We start from the raw sequence: 22,188 nt of genomic DNA, 5'->3' as shown, positions 1-22,188 counted from the left end.
CGTGCTGGCGAATGGAGTTATGCGCCAGCATTCTGTCGTGCGTCCGTTCTGGGCGCAAATTGCGCTTGCTATGGCGCAATGTCCTTGGTGGCATGTGCCGCACCGGGGCGCGGGAGCACACCGCGAAATCTGGTGGAAACACTTCTCACCGGTTTCGATCTGTTGTAGGTTGCGTGGGAGCGCTCCCACAGCGCGCCCCGCCCCCGGGGTATCCCCTGCAAGGAGTGACCATGAGACGTGCCATCCGCGCGATCGCGGCCACGGCCCTGCTCGCCGCCGGCTCGATCACCGCCTTCGTGGTCGCCGGCCCGGCGCAGGCCGACACGCAGATCTGCGAGCAGTTCGGCAGCACCACCATAGGCGGCCGGTACGTGGTGATGAACAACCGCTGGGGGACTTCCGCCCAGCAGTGCATCAACGTCACCAGCACCGGGTTCGGCATCACCAGTCAGCAGGGCACCGGCAACACCAGTGGCGCCCCGGTGTCCTATCCGGCGGTCTATTACGGCTGCCACTACACCAACTGCTCGCCCGGCACGGTGCTGCCGATGCGCGTGAGCGACATCAGCAGCGCGCGGTCGAGCATCAACTACACCTTCGTATCCGGGGCGACCTACGACGCGGCGTACGACATCTGGCTCGACCCGACGCCGAAGACCGACGGCGTCAACCAGATGGAGATTATGATCTGGTTCAACCGCCAGGGCTCCATCCAACCGATCGGTTCCCCGGTGGGCAACACCACCATCGGCGGCCGGAACTGGCAGGTCTGGCAGGGCAGCAACGGCTCCAACAACGTGATCTCCTACGTGGCGCCGTCCCCGCTGGCCAGTTGGGACTTCAGCGTGCTGGACTTCATCTCCGACGTGCGCAGCCGCGGGGCGATCACCAGTTCCTGGTATCTGACCAGCATCCAGGCCGGCTTCGAGCCCTGGATCGGCGGCGCGGGCCTGGCGGTGAACTCCTTCTCGGCCAGCGTCAACGGCGGCGGAGGCGGCGGCACCACCCCGCCCACGACCCCGCCCACCACGCCGCCGACGAGCACCCCGACGACCCCGCCCGCGGGCGGCGCATCCTGCTCGGTCGGATACAGCACGGACACCTGGAGCAATGGTTTCGTGGCCAACGTGACGGTGACCAACACCGGCAGCAGCGCGCTCAACGGCTGGACGCTCGGTTTCACGCTGCCCTCCGAGCAGGCGGTCACCAACTCCTGGAACGCCACGCTGAGCGGGTCCAGCGGCGCCCTCACCGCCCGCAACCTGGCCTGGAACGGCGGCGTCCCGGCGGGTGGCAGCACGTCCTTCGGGTTCCAGGGCACCTACAGCGGCAGCTTCGCCGCGCCGTCCGCGTTCACCCTGAACGGCAGCGCCTGCACAAGGGCCTGATCTCACCACAGTGGACACACACGGCCCGTCCCGTCGCCGATCAACCCGGCGGCGGGACGGTGCGCGGTGTCCCGGTGGGCGGTGTGCCGATGCGCAGCGCGGCCGGAGCGTGCGCGGGGACCGCGGGCGAGCGCGGCGACACCGCGGCCACGCGCACGTACGGCGCACCGACCGGCGGCCGCGGGTCAGGATCGCCGTTGCCGGGCCACATCGACATCGCTCGTTCGGCAAGCGCGGTGATGGTCAGGGAGGGATTCACCCCGAGATTTGCCGGAATCACCGAACCATCCGCAATATGCAGTCCCGGATATCCGTACACCCGGTGATACGCGTCCACCACGCCGGTGTCCGGCGAGTCGCCGATGATGGCGCCGCCCAGGATGTGCGCCGTCATCGGGATGTCGAACACGTCGCCCACCGTCCCGCCCGGGTCGCCGCCGATCTTGTCCGCGATGCGCCGGACCGCCTCGTGGCCGGCCGGGATCCACGTCGGGTTCGCAGGCCCGTGGCCGAGACCGCCCACCAGCCGGCCGCGCCGCGTGCGGTGCACCGTCAGCGAGTTGTCCACCGACTGCATGACCAGGGCGATGATGGTGCGTTCGCTCCATCGGCGCACCGACAGCGACCGCACGAACAGGACCGGGTGGCGCAGCGCCTCGCCGAGAAAGCGCAGCGGGCGCGGCAGGCGCCCGCCGCCGTCCACCAGCAGCGTGGACAACAGGCCCATGGCGTTGCTGCCCGGCCCGTACCGGACCGGCTCGATGTGCGTGCCGTCCTGCGGGTGGAACGACGAGGTGATGGCCACGCCGGTGGAATACGGCGGGTCCGGAACCGTGCGGGTCTGCGCGCCGAGCAGCGCCTCCGAATTCGTCCGCGTCAGCTCGCCCAGCCGCGGCGACAGCAGGGGCAGCACGCCGGTGTCGCGCATCGCGTGCAGCAGCCGCTGGGTGCCCAGCGCGCCTGCGGAGAGCACCACCTGCCGGGCGGTCACGTCGTCGCCGATCAGCCAGCCGTCGCCGCCCGGACGCAGCGAGGTGACCTCGGTGTCCGGCCGGATCACCGCGCCGGCCCGCTCGGCCAGGTGCAGATAGTTCAGGTCCAGGCGGTTCTTCGCGCCGTGCCGGCAGCCGATCATGCAGTCGCCACACTGCAGGCAACCGGTGCGGTCCGGCCCGGCGCCGCCGAAGTACGGGTCCGGCACGGTCACCCCCGGCGTGCCGAAGAAGACCCCCACCGGCGTACGCCGGAACGTGTCCCCGGCACCCATGTCCGCCGCCACCGACGCGATCACCTCGTCGGCCGGGGTCATCGTGGGCTGCGTCGTCGCGCCCAGCATCCGGGCGGCCTGGTCGTAGTGCGGCGCCAGCTCGTCCGCCCAGTCGGCGATGCCCGCCCAGTGCGGATCGGCGAAGAAGGCCGGCGGCGGCCGGTACAGCGTGTTCGCGTAGACCAGCGAGCCGCCGCCGACCCCGGCCGCGGACAGCACCACCACCTGCGACAGCCACGTGATCCGCTGGATGCCGCGCAGTCCCAGGCGTGGCGCCCAGAGGAAGTTGCGCAGATCCCACGACGTCCTCGGCAGCGTCTGCGGGGTGAACCGGCGGCCGGCCTCCAGCACGGCGACCCGGTAGCCCTTCTCGGCCAGCCGGAGTGCGCTCACACTGCCGCCGAAACCGCTGCCCACGACCACGACGTCGTACCGCATCATGCGGCCATCCTCGCACCGCGGGCCGGTTCCGGCAGCGGTGAGAGTTCCGCGGGATCCGGCGCGATCAGCACCTTGATCTGAGCGCCGCGCTCCGCGTCGGCGAACGCGGACGCGGCGTCGGACAGCGGATGCACCGCGGTGACGAAATCGGCCGCGGACACCGTTCCGGCGCCGAGCATCGCCATCGCGTCCGCATAATCCTCCGGCAGGTACGTGGCGCTGCCCTGCACGCGGATCTGGCTGTCCTGCAGCATCGGCAGCGGAACGCGGACCTCGCCGGCAGGCACGCCGACCACCACCACGGTGCCGCCCTTGTTCGCCATCGCGATCGCCGCCGGCACCGTCTCCGGAGCGGCCACGCAGTCGAAGACCACGTCCGCGCTCTCACCCAGCGCGTCCCGCACCTGATCGGCGTCGGTCGGCACCGCCGCGTCCGCGCCGAACCGCATCGCCCGTTCCCGGTTGGCCGTCGAGCGGGCGGTCACCACGATCCGCTTCGCGCCCTGCGCCCGCGCCGCACGCAGCAACAGCAGTCCGATGGTGCCGGCGCCGAGGATCGCCACGGTGCGCCCGCGGACGCCCTCGGCGAGCCGGATCGCGTGCATCGGGGTGGACAACGGCTCGATCAGGGCGGCGGTGCGCCAGTCGAGATCGTCCGGCACCGTGTGCAGGCGGCGCACGTCGATGGTGAAGAAGTCCGCCATCCCGCCCTGATCGTGGGCGCAGCCGAAGAACCGCAACCGCTCGCACAGGTTCTGCCGAGCGGCCAGGCACTGCTTGCACGTCCAGCACGGCAGGTCCGGCTCCACCGTCACCCGGCGTCCGGCGGGCAGATCCCCGTCGACCACCACGCCGCAGACCTCGTGCCCCGGCGCGTACGGCAGGCTGACGAACGGATGCCGGCCATGCCACGCGTGCACATCCGAACCGCAGACCCCGGCCACCACCGTGCGCACCAGCGCCTCACCCGGCGCAGGCCGGGGCACCTCCGCCCGCGTCACGCGAACACCCTCGGCGGTCACCATCACGCGGCGCATCGACATGGTGCCGACCATAACCCGATCATCGCGTGCCGCTCGGCGAACTCGGCTCGGCCGGGACGACGAACGACGGCCTACGGCAGGTACCCGTGCCGTCGTGCGGTCACCACGGTGTCCATCCGTCCGTGCGTGCCCAGCTTGCGGGTGGCGCTGCGCAGATAGCTCTTCGCCGTCTCCGGCAGGATGCCCAGGCGGCGGGCGGTCTCCGCGTTGCTGCACCCGACCGCCACCATGGCCAGCACGTCCAGTTCCCGCGGCGACAGCGGGTTGGGCGTGGCCGGCGCCCGTCCGGCACCGGCCAGCCGGTCGCACACGGCGTGCAGCCGGGCGCGTACCGCAGGGTCGGTGACCTCCTGGGCGATCGACCGCAGGTCCGCGTGCGCCTGGCGCAGCTCCTCCCGCTCGGCAGCAGTGGGCAGGTCCCGAGCCTCGCGGCGCAGTGCCGCGGTCTCCAGGTGGGTGATCCGGCGGCGCACCTCGCGGCGTACGGCCCATTCGGTGCCGGCGTGCGCGGCCACCCGCCGCATGGCGTCCTGGGCGCGCTCACCCACCGCCAGCGGTTCGCGGGTCCCCGCGTACAGCAGGCCGAGCACCTCGCCGCCCACGGCGACCGGAACCGCGGCGATGGCGCGCAGCCCTTCGCATGAGACGGGCCCGTCGTACTCGTGACTGATCCGCGGGTCGACGGCGTAATCGGTGACGTTGCCGGGCTGCCCGGTGAGCAGGACGCGCCCGCCGAGCCCCGCGCCGGCGACGATGCGCAGGCCGGGCAGCGCCCCGGTGACCGTGCCGGCGCACTCGGTCAGCCGCAGGGACACGGCCGAGCGCGGCGACCGGACCGGCCGCGCCGCACCGCCCACGGCGGCCACCGTTCCGCCGAAGGCCACCGGAAGAGCGGTGATCTGACGGATCCGGCTCAGGGCGACGTGCAGAACGTCCTGGTCGCCGGGTGTTTCCGTCATGTGGCAAGCATGTCACGCGCACCCCCGTACGGGGGTAGCCCGTTCCGGCGGAGCGGGATCATGCTGCCGGAATGCGACAGCTCTCTTACGCCTCCGGAGTCGGCGACGTGCCGCTGCTCGGCGAGACCATCGGCGCCAACCTGGAGCGGTCGGTGGCCCGGTACGGCGAGCGGGAAGCGCTGGTCGACGTGGCCTCCGGCCGGCGATGGACGTACGCGCAGCTCAACGAGGTGGTCGACCGGGTCGCGCTGGGGCTGATGGCCCGCGGCGTGGCCGCCGGTGACCGGGTCGGCATCTGGGCGCCGAACTGCGCGGAATGGGTGATCACGCAGTACGCCACGGCCAAGATCGGGGCGATCCTGGTCAACGTCAATCCGGCATACCGCACGCACGAACTGGAATTCGTCGTCCAGCAGTCGGGCATGTCCCTGCTGATCAGCGCGGAATCGCACAAGACCAGCGACTATCGCGAGATGGTCGGCGCGATCGGTTTCGCCGACGTGGTGTTCATCGGCTCGCCGCAGTGGGCCGAGCTGGCCGCCTTCGACGGCGACCCGGCCGACCTGGCGGGCCGCGCCGCCACGCTCGCCTTCGACGACCCGATCAACATCCAGTACACCTCGGGCACCACCGGCTTCCCCAAGGGCGCCACGCTGTCGCACCACAACATCCTCAACAACGGCTACTTCGTCGGGGAGCTGATCGGCTACACCCACGAGGACCGGGTGTGCCTGCCGGTGCCGCTCTACCACTGCTTCGGCATGGTGATGGGCAGCCTCGGCGCCATCTCGCACGGCGCGTGCATCGTGCTGCCCGCGCCCGGCTTCGACCCTGCTGCCACGCTGGCCGCCGTCGCCGCCGAACGGGTCACCTCGCTGTACGGGGTGCCGACCATGTTCATCGCCGAGTTGGGCCTGCCGGACTTCGGCTCGTACGACCTGTCCAGCCTGCGCACCGGCATCATGGCCGGGTCGCCGTGCCCGGTCGAGGTGATGAAGCGGGTGGTCGCCGAGATGCACATGACCGAGGTGGCCATCTGTTACGGCATGACCGAGACGTCCCCGGTGTCCACGATGACCCGCGTCGACGACAGCCTGGCCCGGCGCACCGAGACGGTCGGACGGGTGATGCCGCACCTGGAGTCCAAGGTGGTCGACCCGGCGAGCGGTCTGGTGATGCCGCGCGGCGAACCGGGCGAACTGTGCACCCGCGGATATTCGGTGATGCTCGGGTACTGGGGGCAGCCGGAGGCCACCGCGGAGGCGATTGACCGGGGACGGTGGATGCACACCGGTGACCTGGCGACCATGGACGACGACGGGTACGTCAACATCGTCGGCCGCATCAAGGACCTGGTGATCCGGGGCGGCGAGAACGTGTACCCGCGCGAGGTGGAGGAGTTCCTCTACACCCATCCGGACATCACCGACGTGCAGGTGATCGGCGTGCCGGACGCCAAGTACGGCGAGGAGCTGATGGCCTGGGTGGTGATGCGCGCGGGCGCGCAGCCGCTGACCGCGGCGGCGGTGCAGGAGTTCTGCGCCGGGCGGCTGGCGCACTACAAGGTGCCGCGCTACGTGCATGTGGTGGACGGGTTCCCGATGACGGTGACCGGAAAGGTGCGCAAGGTGGAGATGCGCGAAGAGGCGATCGGCATCCTGGACCTGGGCGGCGTGCCGTCCGCGACCGCGTGAGCGCGCCCATGAGCACTCGGGATGCGGCGGCTTTCCGCGCGGCACGCGACTTTCTGCTGACCCACGGCGCGGACCACGACCGAGCGTATGCGGATTTCGCGTGGCCGCGGCTGGACACCTTCAACTGGGCGCTGGACTGGTTCGACGTCATCGCCGACGGCAACGACGATCCGGCACTGTGGATCGTCGAGGAGGACGGCTCCGAGCAGAAGTTCTCGTACGCCCAGATGTCCCGCCGATCCGACCGGGTGGCCGGGTGGCTGCGCGAGCAGGGTGTGGCACGCGGCGACCGGATCGTGGTGATGCTCGGCAATCAGGTCGAGCTGTGGGACACCATCCTGGGGGTGATGAAACTGGGCGCGGTGCTCATTCCGGCGACCCCGCTGCTCGGGCCCGCGGACGCTCGCGACCGGGTGGCGCGCGGCGGTGCCGGGTACGTCGTGGCCACCTCGGCCGCCGCGGGCAAGTTCGCCGGCACGGACGCCATCCACATCGCCGTGGGCGAGCCGGTGGACGGCTGGCTGAACCTGCGGGAGGCGTACCGGCGGGAGGCGTCCTTCACGCCCGACGGCCTCACACGCGCGGACGACACCCTGCTGCTGTACTTCACCTCCGGCACCACCGCGCGCCCGAAGCTCGTCGAGCACACCCACGTCTCGTACCCGGTGGGTCATCTGTCCACGATGTACTGGATCGGCCTGCGGCCGGGCGACGTGCACCTGAACATCTCGTCACCGGGATGGGCGAAACACGCGTGGAGCAACGTGTTCGCCCCGTGGAACGCGCAGGCGTGCGTGTTCATCCACAACTACACCCGGTTCGACCCGGGGCGGCTGCTGTCCGAAATGCAACGTTGCGGGGTCACCAGCTTCTGCGCGCCGCCCACCGTGTGGCGGATGCTGATCCAGGCGGACCTGTCCGCGCTGCGCACCCCGCCGCGGCTGGCGGTGGGCGCCGGCGAGCCGCTCAACCCGGAGGTCATCGCGCGGGTACGCCACGCGTGGGACGTGACGATCCGCGACGGGTACGGGCAGACCGAGACGTGCGTGCAGATCGCCAACACGCCGGGGCAGCCGGTGCGCGCGGGCTCGATGGGCCGCCCGGTGCCGGGGTACCGCGTGTCGTTGATCGACCCGCTCACCGGCGCGCCGGCCGATGAGGGCGAGATCTGTCTGGACCTGGATCCGCGGCCGGTGGGCCTGATGACCGGATACCACGGCGACGCGGACCTGACCGCGGAGCGGATGGCGGGCAGCCGGTACCACACCGGCGACATCGCGTCCCGGGACGCGGACGGATACCTCACCTACGTGGGCCGTACCGATGACGTGTTCAAGGCATCGGACTACCGGATCTCGCCGTTCGAGCTGGAGTCGGTGCTGATCGAGCACGAGGCGGTGGTGGAGGCGGCGGTGGTCCCGTCGCCCGACCCGGTTCGCTTGGCGGTGCCCAAGGCCTACGTGGTGCTGGCGCAGGGCTGGCAACCGGACGAGGCGACCGCGAAGGCGATCTTCGCGCATTGCCGCGAGCACATGCCCCCGTACGCGCGGATCCGCCGGATCGAGTTCGCCGAGTTGCCGAAGACGATTTCGGGGAAGATCCGGCGCGTGGAACTGCGCGACGCGGAGCGGCAGAAGCACGAGTCCGCGGACACGTGGCCGGCGGGCGAGTTCCGCGAGTAGACACGGTCGCGCTCTCCCGGTACCGCGGGTGGCGCCGAGGGGCCGGAGGCGGGCCGGCACACCACGCCTACGGCTCTGTCATGCGCCGGGCGGGCGGCGGGCTGAGTGCGTGGTGGCTGCATCGAAGGCCGGCGCGAGCGGGGTCAGGGCGGCGCGGACGAGGTCGGGCAACGATCCGGACGGCACGACGAAACCGGGCATCGACGGCGGTGCGCTCGTGGTTTGCAGCCACTGCCGGACGGCTATCTTGGCGGCCGCGCCGACGCTGGCGGACAGCACCTGGGCAGTCAAGCGTCCGATGCGGTCGCAGCGTTCGATCACAGCATCGGTGAGCGGACCCTCGATCATGGTGATGGTGTCGACGTAGCAGGCGCGCAGGACGGCACTGTTGGCGATCATCAGTAAGGCGTCGCGTGGGTGGTCGTCCGAATCGGAATACAGGGCGACGACGGCATCGATGACGGCGTCGGCGACGCCGACCTCGGCCGGGCGGGAGACCACGGCCGCCGCAACCTGTGCCGCGCGATCCCCGACGACGGCGGCGACAACCGCCTGCTCGCGGCTGGAGAAATAGTTGTTGTAGGTCCTGGGCGAGACCCCTGCGGCCGCGGCGATGTCCTCGACGCGGACGTTGTCGGGGCCGCGTGCCAACGCCAAGCGCAGCGCCGCCTCCTGAAGGGCATCTCGGGTGGCGCGCTTTTTCCGTGCGCGCAGGCCTGGTGCACCGGTCACGACCACACGATGGCAGATGAACTGCGTCCACGCAATATTGCGTGCACGCAATATTCTGCTACCGTCCTGATGTCGCCGCACCGCCAAGCAATCCGGGAGGAATGGACATGCGAGCGCAAGGCATCGCCTACGACACGGGCTTTCTCATCGACGGGGTCGACTCGCTGGAGCGCTTCGACAGTGACGTGGTTCGCCGCGAGCTGGCGATCATCCGGGATGAGCTGCACTGCAATGCCGTGCACGTCATCGGCGGACACCCGCAGCGCCTGGAGTCCGCCGCCCGGCTGGCCGCCGAGCTTGGACTGGAGGTCTGGTTCTCGCCGTACCCGCTGGATCTGCAACCCGACCAGGTCCTCGGTTTGCTGCTTGACTGCGCCGAACGAGCCGAGCGGCTGCGGGCGGCCGGCGCGCGGGTGGTGTTCGTCGCCGGGGTTGAGCTGAGCATCATGAACCGTGGGTTCATCGACGGCGACCGCATCGACGAACGTTTGGGGCGGCTGCTGGCCGATCCGACCGGACGCGCCGAGCGGATCTCCGAGGTCCGTTCCCGGCTCGACCGGTTCCTCCGCGACGCGGTGGCCGCGATCCGTGCACGCTTCCACGGAGAAGTCACCTACGCGGCGATCCCGTTCGAGGGAGTCGACTGGGACCTGTTCGACTTCGTGACCCTCGAACTCATCCGTTCCGCCGAGGTGGCCGACCAGTTCCGCGACGCCGTGCGAAACCTGGCCGCCCAACCCAAGCCGGTCGCCGTCACCGGTTTCGGCACGGCGACGTGGCGCGGTGCGGGTGACATCGCCCCCCGCAGCATGGAGATCGTCGAGTACGACCCCGCCACTCATGCACCACTGCGGCTCAACGGAGCGTACGAGCGCGACGAGGCCGGCCAAGCAACTTACCTGAGTGAACTGCTCCATATCTTCGACAGCGAGGGCATCGACAGCGCCTTCGTCCACCTCTTCGCGCTCCACAGTTTTCCCCACCGGCCCGGCGGTGACCCCCGCGACGACCTCGATCTCGCCAGCCTCGGGATCGTGAAAGTCCTCGAAGGCCGCACCGGCGACACCTTCCCCGGCCTCCCGTGGGAACCCAAGGCCGCCTTCGCCGCGGTCGCCGAACACTACTCACGCCGAGACCCGGCCCGGCCCAGGTGCTGATCCCTGCGATCCCGGCAGAGGCTGGTCAAACGCATTGGGTGTATATACACTCATCGCCGTGGAGCCAGCGGAGTCCTCGTGCGTGTGCACCTCGTTGCGGATGGCCACCCGGTCGATCAACCGGTTGTACGACCGCGCCCTCGCCGCGGTCGGGATGCGGGTGACCGGCTACAGCATCCTGTCCCGGTTGGCCGACGAGGGACCGATGTCCGTCAGTCACCTGGCCCGGCGGTTGGGGATGGAGCGCACGACGTGCACGCGCGAGGCGGCACCCCTCATCGACGCCGGACTGGTCGACATGGTGCCCGGCTCGGATCGGCGTCGGCGGGTTCTTCGCCTGACCGAGCTCGGTGCGCGCAAGCGCGCGCAGGCGTTTCCACTATGGAAAGACGTGCAGCAGCGGCTCGCCGACGATTTCGGCGGCACCGACATCGATGCCCTGCTGGAGCGGCTGCATCGGCTGCAAGCCAGCGGTGACCGCCTGTCCCCGCCCTGATCGGCGTTCGGGACAGGGCCGGCACCCGTCGAGAGGAGAACCTGACCATGGTCCGTATCGCGATCACCGCCGAGGGACTGCCCGCACCGGTGGGCCCGTTCTCGATGGCCGTACACGGCGGCGACCTGCTGTTCTTGAGTGGACAGGTGGCGCAGGATCCGGCCACCGGAAGGCTGATCGAGGGGGACGCCGGCCGGCAGACCGAACAGATTCTCAGGAACCTCGCGGCCGTGCTGGAGGCGGCCGGCAAGAGTCTCGCCGACGTCGTCCGCGTCGGCGTCTACCTGACGGACATGACCGACTTCGCGGCGATGAACGAGGAGTACGGCAAGCACTTCACCGCCCCCTATCCGGCCCGCACCGCGATCGGCGTTGCGGCCCTGCCACTCGGGGCAAGCGTCGAGATGGACTTGGTGGTGGCCTGACTCATGGGGTACGCCTTCGCCCTGGTCGACGTGTTCAGCGACCGCCCGTTCGGCGGCAACCAACTGGCGGTCTTCCCGGACGCCTCCGGCATGGGTGCGCAGACCATGCAGCGCCTGGCTCGCGAGTTCAACTTCTCCGAGACCACCTTCGTGTTGCCGCCCCGCGACCCGGCGCACAGTTGCCGGGTCCGGATATTCACGCCCGTCCAGGAGTTGCCGTTCGCCGGCCATCCGACCATCGGCACGGCCGCCGTCCTGGCCGGATCCGGGCCGGGCCGGCGGGCCTTCACCTTCGAGCAGGGCATCGGTCCGGTCCCCGTCAACGTCGACGGTGAGACGATCCGGCTGCACTTGCCGGCGCCGCCGTACGAAAGCACCGACGAGACGCCGTCGGCGACGACGTTGGCCGCAGCCCTCGACCTGCCCGGCGACGCCATCGTGGACAGTTGGTACGCGGGCATCGGACTGCGGTACTGCTTCATCCGGCTGGCCAGTCCGGACCTGGTCGACCAAGCCCGGCTCGACCGGTCCGCGTGGCAGTCCTCGATCGCCGGCGGCTGGTCACCCCACCTGTACCTCTTCGCCGGTGACCTCGGTGACGCCGCCCGCGTGTATGCCCGCTTGTTCGCACCGGGCATGGGCGTCGACGAGGACCCGGCCACCGGCTCGGCGGCGGCCTCCCTGGTCGCCAGCCTCGCGCACCGGTCGCCCCGGCGCCACGGAACCCACCGTCTGACCATCACCCAGGGGGTGGCGATGGGCCGCCCGAGCACCTTGCACGGCACGGCGCACCGGGAGAACGGGGAGCTCACGGAGGTGATCGTCGGCGGGTGTGCGGTCGTCGTCGGCAGCGGCACCATGGACATCCCCGCGGAGGCGCCGCCATCGGCTGGGTGATCTGCGGCAACCGGCGGCGAAGCGGGCCGCGTGCGCCGGGATGCCACAGTGCAGTGCATGATTTTCGATATCCGGTGGACCGCATTGACGGCCGCGACCGCGCTGACCATGGTGCCGCTGAGCGCGTGCCAGAGGGACGAGGTATCCACGGGCGCCGTCTCGACACGATCCGGCACGCCGGCCGCGTCGGCGGCGCCCGCGGCTTCGGCTGCGGCCCGGGAGTTCGGCCGGCTGGAAGCCACCTTCGCCGCGCGGCTCGGGGTGTACGCCCTGGACACCGGGACCGGCCGTGCCGTGGTGCATCGAGCCAATGAGCGTTTCGCGTACGCCTCCACGGGCAAGGCGCTGCTGGCCGGAGCCTTGCTGGCCCGGACCGTACCGGCCGATCTGACCAAGACGATCACCTATGGCCAGGACGATCTGGTGTCCTACTCGCCGATAACCGAGCAGCACGTGACCGAGGGGATGACGCTCGGCGAGGTGATCGACGCGGCGCTGCGGTACAGCGACAACACGGCAGCCAACCTGATGTTCGCCGAGCTTGGCGGCCCGGCGGTGCTGGAGTCCGACCTGCGCGCGCTCGGCGACCGGGTGACCGAGGTGGACCGGATCGAACCCGAGCTCAACGAAGGCACCCCCGGGGACAAGCGGGATACCAGCACCCCGCGTGCCCTCGCCGCGGACCTGCGCGCGTACCTCCTCGGCCACGCGCTTCCCCCCGGCGACCGCGCCCTGCTGACCCGCCTGATGCGAACCAACACGACCGGGGACGAGCTCATCCGGGCCGGCGTCCCGGCCGGCTGGGTGGTCGCTGACAAGACCGGCACCGCCGGGTACGGCGGACGCAACGACATCGCCGTGCTGTGGCCGCCGACCGGGGCGCCCGTGGTGCTCACGATCATGTCGAGCCGGGGAGAGAAGGACGCCGACTACGACAACGCGCTCATCGCGCAGGCCGCCGAGGTTGCCGTGCACACGCTCCTTGCCGCACGCTGACCAAGCGTTTAGTCTGCTGAACATGAGTTCAGCCACGGATGAGGGCGACCTCACGGCCAAGGCGAACATCCGCAACGCCGCGCTGCGCCTGTTCGCCGAGCGGGGGCACGATGCCGTCACGGTGCGCGAGATCGCCGCGGCGGCTGCCGTGTCACCCGCGCTGGTGGTGCATCACTTCGGCAGCAAGGACGGGTTGCGGGCGGCGGTGGACGGCTATGCCGCGCAGGCTTTCGATGCGCTCTTCGACATGGACGGTCAGGAACTGTCCAAGGTGCTGACCGGAGAGGGCGGGATGTCGGTCGCCGAGATGTTCGCGCGTGCCTTCCCGCACGGCTCCCCGCTGCCCGCCTACCTGCGCCGCCTGTTGCTCGTCAACGATCCGGCGGGCGCGGCGCTGTTCGGCCGGTGGTACGCCCTCACCCGTCGGCTGCTCGATTCGATGACCGAGACCGGCGTCGCCCGGCCGAGTGCGGACCCGGCGGTGCGTGCGGCGTTCCTCCTGGTCAACGACCTCGCGCTGATCCTGCTGCGGAATCCGATCGCCGCCGCGATCGGCGTCGACCCGCTCACGCCGGAAGGCATCACCCGGTGGGCGAATGAGGTGACTGCCGTCTATATGACGGGTGCGTTCGTGGCCGCGCCCGGGGAGGAGTCCTCGTGAGTCATTCCACCGACATCGTGCACCTGGCGGGACTCATGAAGACCTTCGGAAAGGTCCGTGCCCTGGACGGCCTGGATCTCACCGTTCGCCCTGGCGAGGTGCACGGATTCCTCGGTCCGAACGGGGCGGGCAAGTCCACCACCATCCGCATCCTGCTCGGGCTGATCCGGGCCACCGGCGGCCGGGTCGAGCTGTTCGGCGCCGATCCCTGGCGCGAGGCCGCCCGGCTCCACCGGCGGCTGGCCTACGTCGCCGGGGACGTCGCGCTGTGGCCCGGCCTGACCGGCGGTCAATGTCTCGACGTGATCGGCGCCACGCACGGCGGGGTGCACCGGGGACGCCGCGCCGACCTGATCGAGCGCTTCGATCTGGATCCGACGAAGCGGATCCGGGACTACTCCAAGGGCAATCGTCAGAAGGTCGGCCTCGTGGCCGCGCTGGCCGCCGATGCCGACCTGCTCGTCCTCGACGAGCCGACCTCGGGACTCGACCCGCTGATGGAGCAGACCTTCCAGCAGTGCGTGCGCGAGCGCCGGGACGACGGCGTCACGGTGCTGCTGTCCAGCCACATCCTGGGCGAGGTGGAGGCGCTGGCCGACCGGGTGAGCATCGTGCGGCGGGGCCGCACCGTCACCACCGGCAGCCTCGCCGACCTGCGACGCCACACCCGGACGTCGGTGCATGCGGTCACCGCCCGGGAACCCGAGGGCCTGGCCGGCGCCGCCGGGGTGGCCGACTGCGTCAGCAAACAACGCGACGGGCATGTCGACACCAGGTTCACCATCGACCCGGATCACCTCGACACCACGATCGGCAGGCTGCACGCCGCGCAGATCCACACCCTGACCGTCGCTCCGCCGAGCCTCGATGCGCTGTTCCTGCGCGCGTACGGCGGGGCCGCCGACACCCGGGAGGCGGCCGGACCGCTCGCCGGAGCCGACCGATGAGCGCCATGGTCGCGATTACCTGGCGTACGCATCGTCGGCGCACGCTGATCTGGGTGATCGCCCTCGCCGCGGGCATGATCGCGACGGCCGTCGCGGTCGCCGGTCTCTACGACACCCCCGCCAAGATCCACAGTTATGCCGAAGCGGTCACGTCCGGCAGCGCGCTCGCCGCGATCAACGGCCGCGTCGAGGGGATCGACAGCCTCGGTGGGGTGATCCAGGACGAGTTCGGGTTCCTGGCCTCGTTCCTGCTGCCGCTGCTGGGCATCGGCCTGATCGCCGGCTCGACACGCCGGGAGGAGGAGTCGGGGCGGTGGGAGACGATCCTCGGCGGCCGGATCGCCCGGCACCAGCCGGTTCTGGCGGCCCTCGCGGTGGCCACCGCGGCGATACTCGCGACCTCCATCCTGTTCGCCGCGGGCCTGGTGGCTGCCGGAGTTCCGGCGCGCGGGGCGATCCTCTACAGCGCGGCGCTCGGCCTGCTGGCCGCCGTGTTCGCCGGGCTCGCCGCCCTGCTGGCGCAACTGGTGCCGCACGCCCGCGGCGTCTACACGTGGAGCCTGGTCGTGCTGGCCGCGGCGTACGTCCTGCGCGGCGTCGGCGATGTGGCCGGGAACTGGTTGACGTGGCTGTCGCCGCTCGGCTGGGCGGAGAAGACCGCGCCGTTCGGGGAACAGCAGCGGTGGTGGGTGCTGGCCCTGCCGGCCGTCGCCGGTCTCGCCTCGGGCGGCGCGGCCGTGTGGCTTGCCGCTCGCCGTGACCTCGGCAGCGCCCTGCTCCGTGGCGGCGCGAATCCGGCCCGGGCGACACGGTTCCGGCGATCGCCGATCGGGTTCGCGGTCTGGATCCACGGTCCGGCCACCGCGGGCTGGCTGGCCGGCGGCATCATGTTCACCGCGATGATGGGCGCGCTGGCCCACCAGTTCCTCGACGCGATGGCCGGCAATCCCGCCCTGGGCGAGGCCATGGGCATCGGCGCCGGCAGGCCGCTGGCCGGCTATCTCGCCGCGACACAGCTTTACCTGGCGGTGATCGGCACCGGGTACGTCATCCAAGCGGTCGGCGCTCTGCGCGCCGAGGAGGCCGAGGGCCGCGTGGAGTCGCGGCTCGCCGGAACGCTGTCGCGCCTCCGGTGGCTGGCGGCCCACGTCGCCGTCGTCGCGGTCGGCCTGGCGTTCATCGTGGTCGGCTCCACCGTGGTTCTCACGCTGTCGACCACCTGGTCGGTCGGCAGCGCCGACGAGGTCGGCGCCACCATCCGGGCGGGACTGGACTACCTGCCCGCGGAGTTCGTGCTCGCGGGTCTCGCGCTCGCGGTGTACGGCCTGTGGCCGCGCGGCTTCGCGCTCACCTGGACGGCATACGCCGTGGCGGCGTTCATCGCCTTGCTCGGCCCCAGTCTGGACCTCGCTCCGTGGGTGCTCGACGTCGCTCCGACGACGCACATCGGGAACCCCCCGCTGGGCGCTGTCGACGCCGGCAACCTGGCCGCGCTGGCCGCCCTCGCCGTGGGGTTCACCCTGGTCGGCTCCGTCGCTTTCGGTCGCCGGGACATACCGCGTGCCTAGGTGTTCTGCCCACGGACGTCGGTGGACCGATCAGGTGGTGGTGCGAAGCCACCCGCCGTCGATGTAGTAGGTGGAGCCGGCGCAGTAGCTCGCCAGCGGCGAGCACAGGAAGACGAACAGGTTCGCGATCTCCGCCGGGTCGGCGAACCGGCCGATCGGGGCGTTGTCGCGGGCCACCTGCCGCAGGTGGTCCTGCCAGGACGTGTCGGTGCCCTCGGTCAGCGCCCGCGCGGTCTTCTCCCAGTCCGGGGTCATCACCAGGCCGGGGTTGACGGCGTTGACCCGGATGTTGTCGCCGATCAGTTCCTCGGCCAGGCACTTGGAGAACATCACCAGCGCGGCCTTGGTGACGTTGTAGATCGGCTCGTATCCCAGCGGCTGGCTGGCGCAGATCGACGCGTTGTGCAGGATTACCCCGCCGCCGCGGGACTTCATCGACGGGGCCAGGGCGCGAGCGAGCCGGACCGCGGCCATCACGTGCAGGTCCCAGTACGCGTACCAGCGCGCGTCGTCCGCGTCGAGGATCGTCTCCTCGCTGCCGGTGCCGGCGTTGTTGATCAGGATGTCCGCCCCGCCGTACGCCTGGACGGCGGCGTCGGCCACCGCCGCCGCCCCGGCCGCGGTGGCCACGTCGGCGGGCACCCCGACGACGCGTACGCCGAATTCGTCCCGGAGGTCGCCGGCGACCGCGCCGAGGCGTTCCTCGTCGCGCGCACACAGCAGGAGGTGCGCGCCCTCGGCCGCCAGCCCCCGCGCGACGGCGAGCCCGATCCCCACGCTGCCGCCGGTGACCACCGCGACCCTGTCCCGAAGTTGCAGATCCATCCCAGCCTCCCGATCGTGCCGCCACGACACGGCTGCACGATCGCACGGTCAGCGCCCGTCGCGCAGCGGCGCGCCCACGTCGTGCAGGTGGCGCAGGGCCTGACGGTAGGAATCGGTCAGGCTGGTCATCTCGTACCGGACGCCGATCTCGGCGCAGTAGTCGCGGACGATCGGCTGCGCCGTGCGCAGGTGTGGCGCCGGCATGGCCGGGAAGAGGTGGTGCTCGATCTGATAGTTCAGGCCGCCCAGGGCGGCGTCGGTGAGCCACCCGCCGCGGACGTTGCGCGAGGTGAGCACCTGCTTGCGCAGGAAGTCCTCGGCTCCGGTCGGATGCGGCATGCCCTTGTGGTTCGGCGCGAAGGTCAGGCCGAGGTAGATCCCGAACAGTCCCTGGTGCACGACGATGAAGGCGAGCGCCAGCGGCAGCGGCAGCAGCGTCAGCAGCGCCCCCAGGTAGGCGACGGCGTGCACGGCCATCACGGCGCCCTCCAGCGCGGGGCGCCGTACGGTTCCGTCCCGCAGCGCCCGGATGCTGGACCGGCGCAGGCTTACCGCGAGCAGGGTGAGCATCGGGAAGAACAGCGGCGCCTGGTGGCGGGCGATCAGGCGGCGCAGCCCGTGCTGGTTCGCCGCCGCCTCCGGGGTCCACACCAGCACCTCGGGCGCCACGTCCGGGTCCAGATCGTCGTGGTTCGGGTTGTTGTGGTGCCGGGTGTGCTTGTCCAGCCACCAGCCGTAGCTCATGCCGATGGCCAGGTTGCCGGCGATCAGCCCGGCCCGTTCGCTGCGCCGGGCGCTGCGGAACACCTGCCGGTGTGCCACGTCGTGCGCGATGAGCGCGGACTGGGCCGAGGTCACCGCCATCAGGGCCGCCACGGGCAACGTCCACCAGGAGGCGCCGAGCGTGGCCACGGCGGCCCACGCGGCGGCCGTGGTGACGAGAATCGCGCTCACCCGTACGGCGTAATGAAACGGCGTCCGGCGCATCAGGCCGCGCGCCTTGACGCGGCGGTTGAGTTCGGCGAAATCGCTGCCCGCGGCGGGGGCGGGCGGTTGCAGGGTGATGGTCATGGCTTTCAGCGTGGCGGCGTGGCGGTCGTCCGTCAGGGGGGTCAGCCTTCCCCCCGCGGTGGTGCTGGCCCCCCGCGCCCCTCGGGTGCCGTTAAACTTGCCCGGACAGGCCGAGAGGCGCTGCGACGGGCGCGACCCGCCACGCTCGGCCTGAGCCAGGCGCAGCCGTGGGTGTTCCCGCTGGTCGCCTGGGCGAGCCGGGGTCTTCGGCACGCGAAACAAGGGCGCCTCCGACGTTCGAGCGGAGGAGGAGTGCCGATGAAAAGCCTGCGTGATCTGTTGGCCGAGCGCGTCGTGGTGCTGGACGGGGCGTGGGGCACCATGCTGCAGGGTGCCAAGCTCAGCCCGGCGGACTACCGCGGCGATCTGATCGCGGCCGATCACCCCAAGGACGTCACCGGGGACCCCGATCTGCTCAACCTCACCCGCCCCGATGTGATCCGGGACGTGCACCGGCAATACCTGGCGGCGGGCGCCGACATCACCACCACCAACACGTTCACCGCGACCCGCATCGCGCAGGCCGACTACGGCCTGGAGTCGATGGTGCACGACATGAACGTGCGCGCTGCCCGGCTGGCCCGCGAGGTGGCCGACGAGTTCGGCGACCGATACGTGGCCGGTTCGGTGGGCCCGCTGAACGTGACCCTGTCGCTGTCGCCGAAGGTCGAGGACCCGGCCTATCGGGCGGTCACCTTCGAGCAGGTCAAGGAGGCGTACGCGGAACAGATCAGCGCGCTCGCCGAGGGCGGCGTCGACCTGCTGCTGATCGAGACGATCTTCGACACGCTGAACGCGAAGGCGGCCGTTGCCGCCGCCCGGGAGGTCGCACCGCAGCTCCCGCTCTGGATCTCGGTTGCCATCACCGACCTGTCCGGCCGGACCCTCTCCGGGCAGACCGTGGAGGCGTTCTGGCGGTCCATCGAGCCGGCCGAGCCGCTGGTCGTCGGCGTCAACTGCTCGCTGGGCGCGACCGAGATGCGCCCGCATGTGGCAGACCTGGCTCGACTGGCCGGCACGCACGTGGCCAGCCACCCCAACGCCGGCCTGCCGAACGCGTTCGGCGGCTACGACGAGACACCGGACGAGACCGGCGCGCTGCTCGCCGGGTTCGCCGACGCCGGAATGGTGAACATCGTCGGCGGATGCTGCGGCACGACGCCGGCGCACATCGCGCGGATCGCCGAGGCGGTGCGTGGCAAGGCGCCGCGGCGGGTGCCCACCCCCGCGCCGGCCACCCGGTTCAGCGGTCTGGAGCCGTTCGAGATCGGCCCGGACACCGGGTTCGTGATGATCGGGGAGCGGACCAACGTCACCGGGTCGGCCCGTTTCCGGCGCCTGATCGAGGCGGACGACTTCCAGGGCGCCGTGGACGTCGCCCTGGAGCAGGTCCGCGGCGGCGCCAACCTGCTGGACGTGAACATGGACGCCGACCTGCTCGACAGCGAGGAGACGATGACCACCTTCCTGAACCTGATCGCCACCGAGCCGGAGGTGGCCCGCATTCCGGTGATGGTGGACAGTTCCAAGTGGAGCGTGCTGGAGGCCGGCCTGCGCTGTGTGCAGGGCAAGGGCGTGGTCAACTCGATCAGCCTGAAGGAGGGCGACGAGGCATTCCTGGACCACGCCCGGAAGATCCGTTCGTTCGGTGCCGGCGTGGTGGTGATGGCCTTCGACGAGCAGGGCCAGGCGGACACCACGCAGCGCAAGGTGGAGATCTGTGCGCGCGCCTACGACCTGCTGGTGGGCACGGCCGGGTTCGCGCCCGAGGACATCATCTTCGACCCGAACGTGCTGGCCGTGGCGACCGGCATCGCCGAGCACAACGGGTACGCCAAGGCGTTCATCGACGCCCTGCCGCAGATCAAGAAGCGGTGCCCGGGGGCGCGCACCAGCGGTGGCATCTCGAACCTGTCGTTCTCGTTCCGCGGCAACAACGTGGTCCGCGAGGCGATGCACTCGGCGTTCCTGTTCCACGCGGTCCAGGCCGGCCTGGACATGGGCATCGTCAACGCCGGGCAGCTCGCGGTCTACCAGGACATCCCGGCGGATCTGCTGGAGCTGGTCGAGGACGTGCTGTTCGACCGCCGACCGGACGCCACCGACCGGCTCGTCTCGTTCGCCGCCACGGTCACCGGCGAGGGCACCAAGCGCGCGGTGGACCTCTCCTGGCGCGAGGGGTCGGTGTCCGAGCGACTGTCGCATGCCCTGGTGCACGGCATCGTCGACTTCGTCGAGGAGGACGCCGAAGAGGCGCGCCAGATGCTGGACCGGCCGCTCGACGTGATCGAGGGTCCGCTGATGGACGGCATGAAGGTGGTCGGCGACCTGTTCGGCGCCGGCAAGATGTTCCTGCCGCAGGTGGTGAAGAGCGCGCGGGTGATGAAGCGCGCGGTGGCCTATCTGGAGCCGTTCCTGGAGAAGGAGAAGGTCGGCGGGCGCGGCCAGGGCAAGGTGGTACTGGCCACCGTCAAGGGCGACGTGCACGACATCGGCAAGAACATCGTGGGCGTGGTGCTGGGCTGCAACAACTACGAGGTGATCGACCTCGGCGTGATGGTGCCGACGGCGAAGATCCTGGACACCGCCGCGGCCGAGGGTGCCGACGCGGTGGGCCTGTCCGGTCTGATCACCCCGTCGCTGGACGAGATGGTCTCGGTGGCCGCCGAGATGCGCCGCCGCGACCTGCGGTTGCCGCTGCTGATCGGCGGCGCGACCACCAGCCGTCAGCACACCGCGGTGCGCATCGCGCCGGAGTACGACGGCTCAACGGTGCACGTGCTGGACGCCTCCCGCGTCGTCGGCGTGGTGTCCCACCTGCTCGACCCGGCCCGGGCCGTGGAACTCGATACCGCCAACCGAGCCGAGCAGCAGCGGCTGCGCGAGCAGCACGAGTCCCGGCGCGCGCAGCCGTTGCTGTCGCTGGAGGCGGCGCGGGCCAACCGGGAGACGGTCGACTTCGCCGATCTGCCGGTGCCGGCGCAGACCGGCGTGCACATCATGGAACCGGACGTCGCGGCGCTGCGCGAGATGATCGACTGGCAGTTCCTCTTCCTGGCCTGGGAGTTGAAGGGCAAGTTCCCGGCGATCCTCGACGAACCGGTCGCCCGCGAGCTGTACGACGACGCCAACGAGATGCTCGACAAGATCATCGCGGACGGCGCGTTCCGGCCGCGCGGTGTCTACGGCCTGTGGCCGGCGCACGCCGAGGACGACGACATCGTGGTCGCGGACCGGCGCTTCCCGATGCTGCGCCAGCAGACCAGCAAGCCGCGGGGCCGGGCCAATAGGTGCCTGGCCGACTATGTCGGGCCGTCCGGCGACCATCTCGGCGGGTTCGCGGTCGCCATTCACGGCGCCGACGAGCTGGCCGCGCGGTATGAGGCGGACGGCGACGACTACCGGTCGATCATGGTCAAGGCGCTGGCCGACCGGCTGGCCGAGGCCTTCGCCGAATATCTCCACCTGCACGTGCGGCGGGAGTGGTTCGAGCCGGGCGCCGACCCGGTGGTGGCCGACCTGCACGCCGAGCGGTTCCGCGGCATTCGTCCCGCGCTGGGCTACCCGGCCAGCCCGGACCACAGCGAGAAGCAGGACCTGTTCGACCTGCTGGGCGCCGACCGCCTGGGCATCGGCCTCACCGAATCGTTCGCGATGACCCCCGCCGCCAGCGTCAGTGGCCTGATCTTCGCCCATCCGGCGTCGCGGTACTTCACCGTGGGCCGGATCGGCGCCGACCAGACCGCCGACTACGCGAAGCGGCGCGGCGTCGACCTGGCGGTGGTGGAGCGCTGGCTGCGCCCGAACCTGGCGTACGAGCCGGAGTCCTGACCGGCGCCGGGGGCTAGCCCCAATGCCGCGTAGTTAGGGTCCGCTGGGAAACAAGCCGTAGCTTGGCGGATTCGGCTTCGTTGATCTGCTATGGCGGTCGGTGGCGAG

The 22,188-nt window shown here is 70.9% G+C and carries 18 protein-coding genes; 12 read left to right on the top strand and 6 right to left on the bottom strand.

Going from position 1 to position 22,188, the window contains the following annotated elements; all coding sequences use genetic code 11:
• The first annotated feature begins 230 nt into the window (after positions 1–230).
• Positions 231–1,388, top strand: a complete 1,158-nt coding sequence (locus IEY73_RS22715) for a glycoside hydrolase family 12 protein (protein ID WP_189081318.1) — start codon at positions 231–233, stop codon at positions 1,386–1,388.
• Positions 1,389–1,428: 40 nt separating this feature from the next.
• On the opposite strand, the gene IEY73_RS22710 is transcribed toward IEY73_RS22715, so the two are convergent.
• From IEY73_RS22710 to IEY73_RS22700, 3 genes are all read right to left on the bottom strand, one after another.
• Entirely contained in the window at positions 1,429–3,093 is a 1,665-nt protein-coding gene (locus IEY73_RS22710) for a GMC oxidoreductase (RefSeq protein ID WP_189081371.1), read from the bottom strand.
• Positions 3,093–4,139, bottom strand: coding sequence for a zinc-dependent alcohol dehydrogenase (locus IEY73_RS22705; protein ID WP_229716056.1), 1,047 nt, complete (start codon positions 4,137–4,139; stop codon positions 3,093–3,095). The genes IEY73_RS22710 and IEY73_RS22705 overlap by 1 nt, the downstream gene beginning before the upstream one ends.
• 71 nt (positions 4,140–4,210) lie before the next feature.
• Entirely contained in the window at positions 4,211–5,098 is an 888-nt protein-coding gene (locus IEY73_RS22700; protein WP_189081317.1) for a LuxR C-terminal-related transcriptional regulator, read from the bottom strand.
• 71 nt (positions 5,099–5,169) lie between these two features.
• Here IEY73_RS22700 and IEY73_RS22695 point away from each other — a divergent pair, with 71 nt between their 5' ends.
• Entirely contained in the window at positions 5,170–6,792 is a 1,623-nt protein-coding gene (locus IEY73_RS22695; RefSeq protein WP_189081316.1) for an AMP-binding protein, read from the top strand.
• A gap of 8 nt (positions 6,793–6,800) precedes the next feature.
• Positions 6,801–8,474, top strand: coding sequence for an AMP-binding protein (locus IEY73_RS22690; protein WP_189081315.1), 1,674 nt, complete (start codon positions 6,801–6,803; stop codon positions 8,472–8,474).
• Positions 8,475–8,552: 78 nt separating this feature from the next.
• Here the strand turns inward: IEY73_RS22690 and IEY73_RS22685 are convergent, their stop codons facing one another.
• The gene (locus IEY73_RS22685; RefSeq protein WP_189081314.1) at positions 8,553–9,206 is read right to left on the bottom strand and encodes a TetR/AcrR family transcriptional regulator; all 654 of its coding nucleotides are present in this window, start codon (positions 9,204–9,206) and stop codon (positions 8,553–8,555) included.
• Between the two features lie 107 nt (positions 9,207–9,313).
• Between IEY73_RS22685 and IEY73_RS22680 the strand changes: the two genes are divergently transcribed.
• Genes IEY73_RS22680 through IEY73_RS22645 form a run of 8 tightly spaced genes read left to right on the top strand, consistent with a single transcriptional unit; the run spans position 9,314 to position 16,353 of the window.
• A complete protein-coding gene (locus IEY73_RS22680) occupies positions 9,314–10,363 on the top strand; it encodes a glycoside hydrolase family 113 protein (RefSeq protein ID WP_189081313.1) in 1,050 nt (349 codons plus the stop codon).
• A 58-nt stretch (positions 10,364–10,421) separates the two neighbouring features.
• Entirely contained in the window at positions 10,422–10,859 is a 438-nt protein-coding gene (locus IEY73_RS22675) for a MarR family winged helix-turn-helix transcriptional regulator (RefSeq protein ID WP_189081312.1), read from the top strand.
• A gap of 47 nt (positions 10,860–10,906) precedes the next feature.
• Positions 10,907–11,284, top strand: a complete 378-nt coding sequence (locus tag IEY73_RS22670; protein WP_189081311.1) for a Rid family detoxifying hydrolase — start codon at positions 10,907–10,909, stop codon at positions 11,282–11,284.
• A 3-nt stretch (positions 11,285–11,287) separates the two neighbouring features.
• The gene (locus IEY73_RS22665; protein WP_189081310.1) at positions 11,288–12,181 is read left to right on the top strand and encodes a PhzF family phenazine biosynthesis protein; all 894 of its coding nucleotides are present in this window, start codon (positions 11,288–11,290) and stop codon (positions 12,179–12,181) included.
• A 57-nt stretch (positions 12,182–12,238) separates the two neighbouring features.
• Entirely contained in the window at positions 12,239–13,177 is a 939-nt protein-coding gene (gene bla, locus IEY73_RS22660) for a class A beta-lactamase (RefSeq protein ID WP_189081309.1), read from the top strand.
• Positions 13,178–13,199: 22 nt separating this feature from the next.
• Complete coding sequence (locus IEY73_RS22655) at positions 13,200–13,838, top strand: TetR/AcrR family transcriptional regulator (protein ID WP_189081308.1); 639 nt, start codon at positions 13,200–13,202, stop codon at positions 13,836–13,838.
• Positions 13,835–14,785 carry an ABC transporter ATP-binding protein gene (locus IEY73_RS22650; protein ID WP_373292851.1) on the top strand — a complete coding sequence of 317 codons (951 nt, stop codon included), beginning with the start codon at positions 13,835–13,837 and terminating at the stop codon, positions 14,783–14,785. Before IEY73_RS22655 ends, IEY73_RS22650 begins: the two co-directional genes overlap by 4 nt.
• On the top strand, positions 14,782–16,353 hold the full coding sequence (locus IEY73_RS22645) for an ABC transporter permease (protein WP_189081307.1): 1,572 nt from the start codon (positions 14,782–14,784) through the stop codon (positions 16,351–16,353). Before IEY73_RS22650 ends, IEY73_RS22645 begins: the two co-directional genes overlap by 4 nt.
• Positions 16,354–16,383: 30 nt before the next feature.
• Here IEY73_RS22645 and IEY73_RS22640 read toward each other — a convergent pair whose 3' ends face one another.
• Entirely contained in the window at positions 16,384–17,178 is a 795-nt protein-coding gene (locus IEY73_RS22640) for an SDR family NAD(P)-dependent oxidoreductase (RefSeq protein WP_189081306.1), read from the bottom strand.
• A 48-nt stretch (positions 17,179–17,226) separates the two neighbouring features.
• Positions 17,227–18,249 (bottom strand): fatty acid desaturase family protein, encoded by a 1,023-nt coding sequence (locus IEY73_RS22635; protein ID WP_189081305.1) that lies wholly within the window; start codon positions 18,247–18,249, stop codon positions 17,227–17,229.
• Positions 18,250–18,507: 258 nt separating this feature from the next.
• Here IEY73_RS22635 and metH point away from each other — a divergent pair, with 258 nt between their 5' ends.
• A complete protein-coding gene (gene metH, locus IEY73_RS22630) occupies positions 18,508–22,080 on the top strand; it encodes a methionine synthase (protein WP_189081304.1) in 3,573 nt (1,190 codons plus the stop codon).
• Positions 22,081–22,188 lie beyond the last annotated feature (108 nt).

This window comes from Mangrovihabitans endophyticus, from assembly GCF_014646155.1.
GTDB classification, from domain to species: domain Bacteria; phylum Actinomycetota; class Actinomycetes; order Mycobacteriales; family Micromonosporaceae; genus Actinoplanes; species Actinoplanes endophyticus.
The sequence above is the reverse complement of the archived record's forward strand: the minus strand, read 5'-3'. Positions and strand labels throughout refer to the sequence as shown.

Excerpts from the sequence above, each read along its gene's own strand:
- IEY73_RS22705 (WP_229716056.1), bottom strand. The coding sequence starts at position 4,139 with ATGTCGATGCGCCGCGTGATGGTGACCGCCGAGGGTGTTCGCGTGACG.
- bla (WP_189081309.1), top strand. The coding sequence starts at position 12,239 with ATGATTTTCGATATCCGGTGGACCGCATTGACGGCCGCGACCGCGCTG.
- IEY73_RS22665 (WP_189081310.1), top strand. The coding sequence starts at position 11,288 with ATGGGGTACGCCTTCGCCCTGGTCGACGTGTTCAGCGACCGCCCGTTC.
- IEY73_RS22680 (WP_189081313.1), top strand. The coding sequence starts at position 9,314 with ATGCGAGCGCAAGGCATCGCCTACGACACGGGCTTTCTCATCGACGGG.
- metH (WP_189081304.1), top strand. The coding sequence starts at position 18,508 with ATGAAAAGCCTGCGTGATCTGTTGGCCGAGCGCGTCGTGGTGCTGGAC.
- IEY73_RS22655 (WP_189081308.1), top strand. The coding sequence starts at position 13,200 with ATGAGTTCAGCCACGGATGAGGGCGACCTCACGGCCAAGGCGAACATC.
- IEY73_RS22695 (WP_189081316.1), top strand. The coding sequence starts at position 5,170 with ATGCGACAGCTCTCTTACGCCTCCGGAGTCGGCGACGTGCCGCTGCTC.
- IEY73_RS22690 (WP_189081315.1), top strand. The coding sequence starts at position 6,801 with ATGAGCACTCGGGATGCGGCGGCTTTCCGCGCGGCACGCGACTTTCTG.
- IEY73_RS22645 (WP_189081307.1), top strand. The coding sequence starts at position 14,782 with ATGAGCGCCATGGTCGCGATTACCTGGCGTACGCATCGTCGGCGCACG.
- IEY73_RS22715 (WP_189081318.1), top strand. The coding sequence starts at position 231 with ATGAGACGTGCCATCCGCGCGATCGCGGCCACGGCCCTGCTCGCCGCC.
- IEY73_RS22640 (WP_189081306.1), bottom strand. The coding sequence starts at position 17,178 with ATGGATCTGCAACTTCGGGACAGGGTCGCGGTGGTCACCGGCGGCAGC.
- IEY73_RS22710 (WP_189081371.1), bottom strand. The coding sequence starts at position 3,093 with ATGCGGTACGACGTCGTGGTCGTGGGCAGCGGTTTCGGCGGCAGTGTG.
- IEY73_RS22670 (WP_189081311.1), top strand. The coding sequence starts at position 10,907 with ATGGTCCGTATCGCGATCACCGCCGAGGGACTGCCCGCACCGGTGGGC.
- IEY73_RS22700 (WP_189081317.1), bottom strand. The coding sequence starts at position 5,098 with ATGACGGAAACACCCGGCGACCAGGACGTTCTGCACGTCGCCCTGAGC.
- IEY73_RS22635 (WP_189081305.1), bottom strand. The coding sequence starts at position 18,249 with ATGACCATCACCCTGCAACCGCCCGCCCCCGCCGCGGGCAGCGATTTC.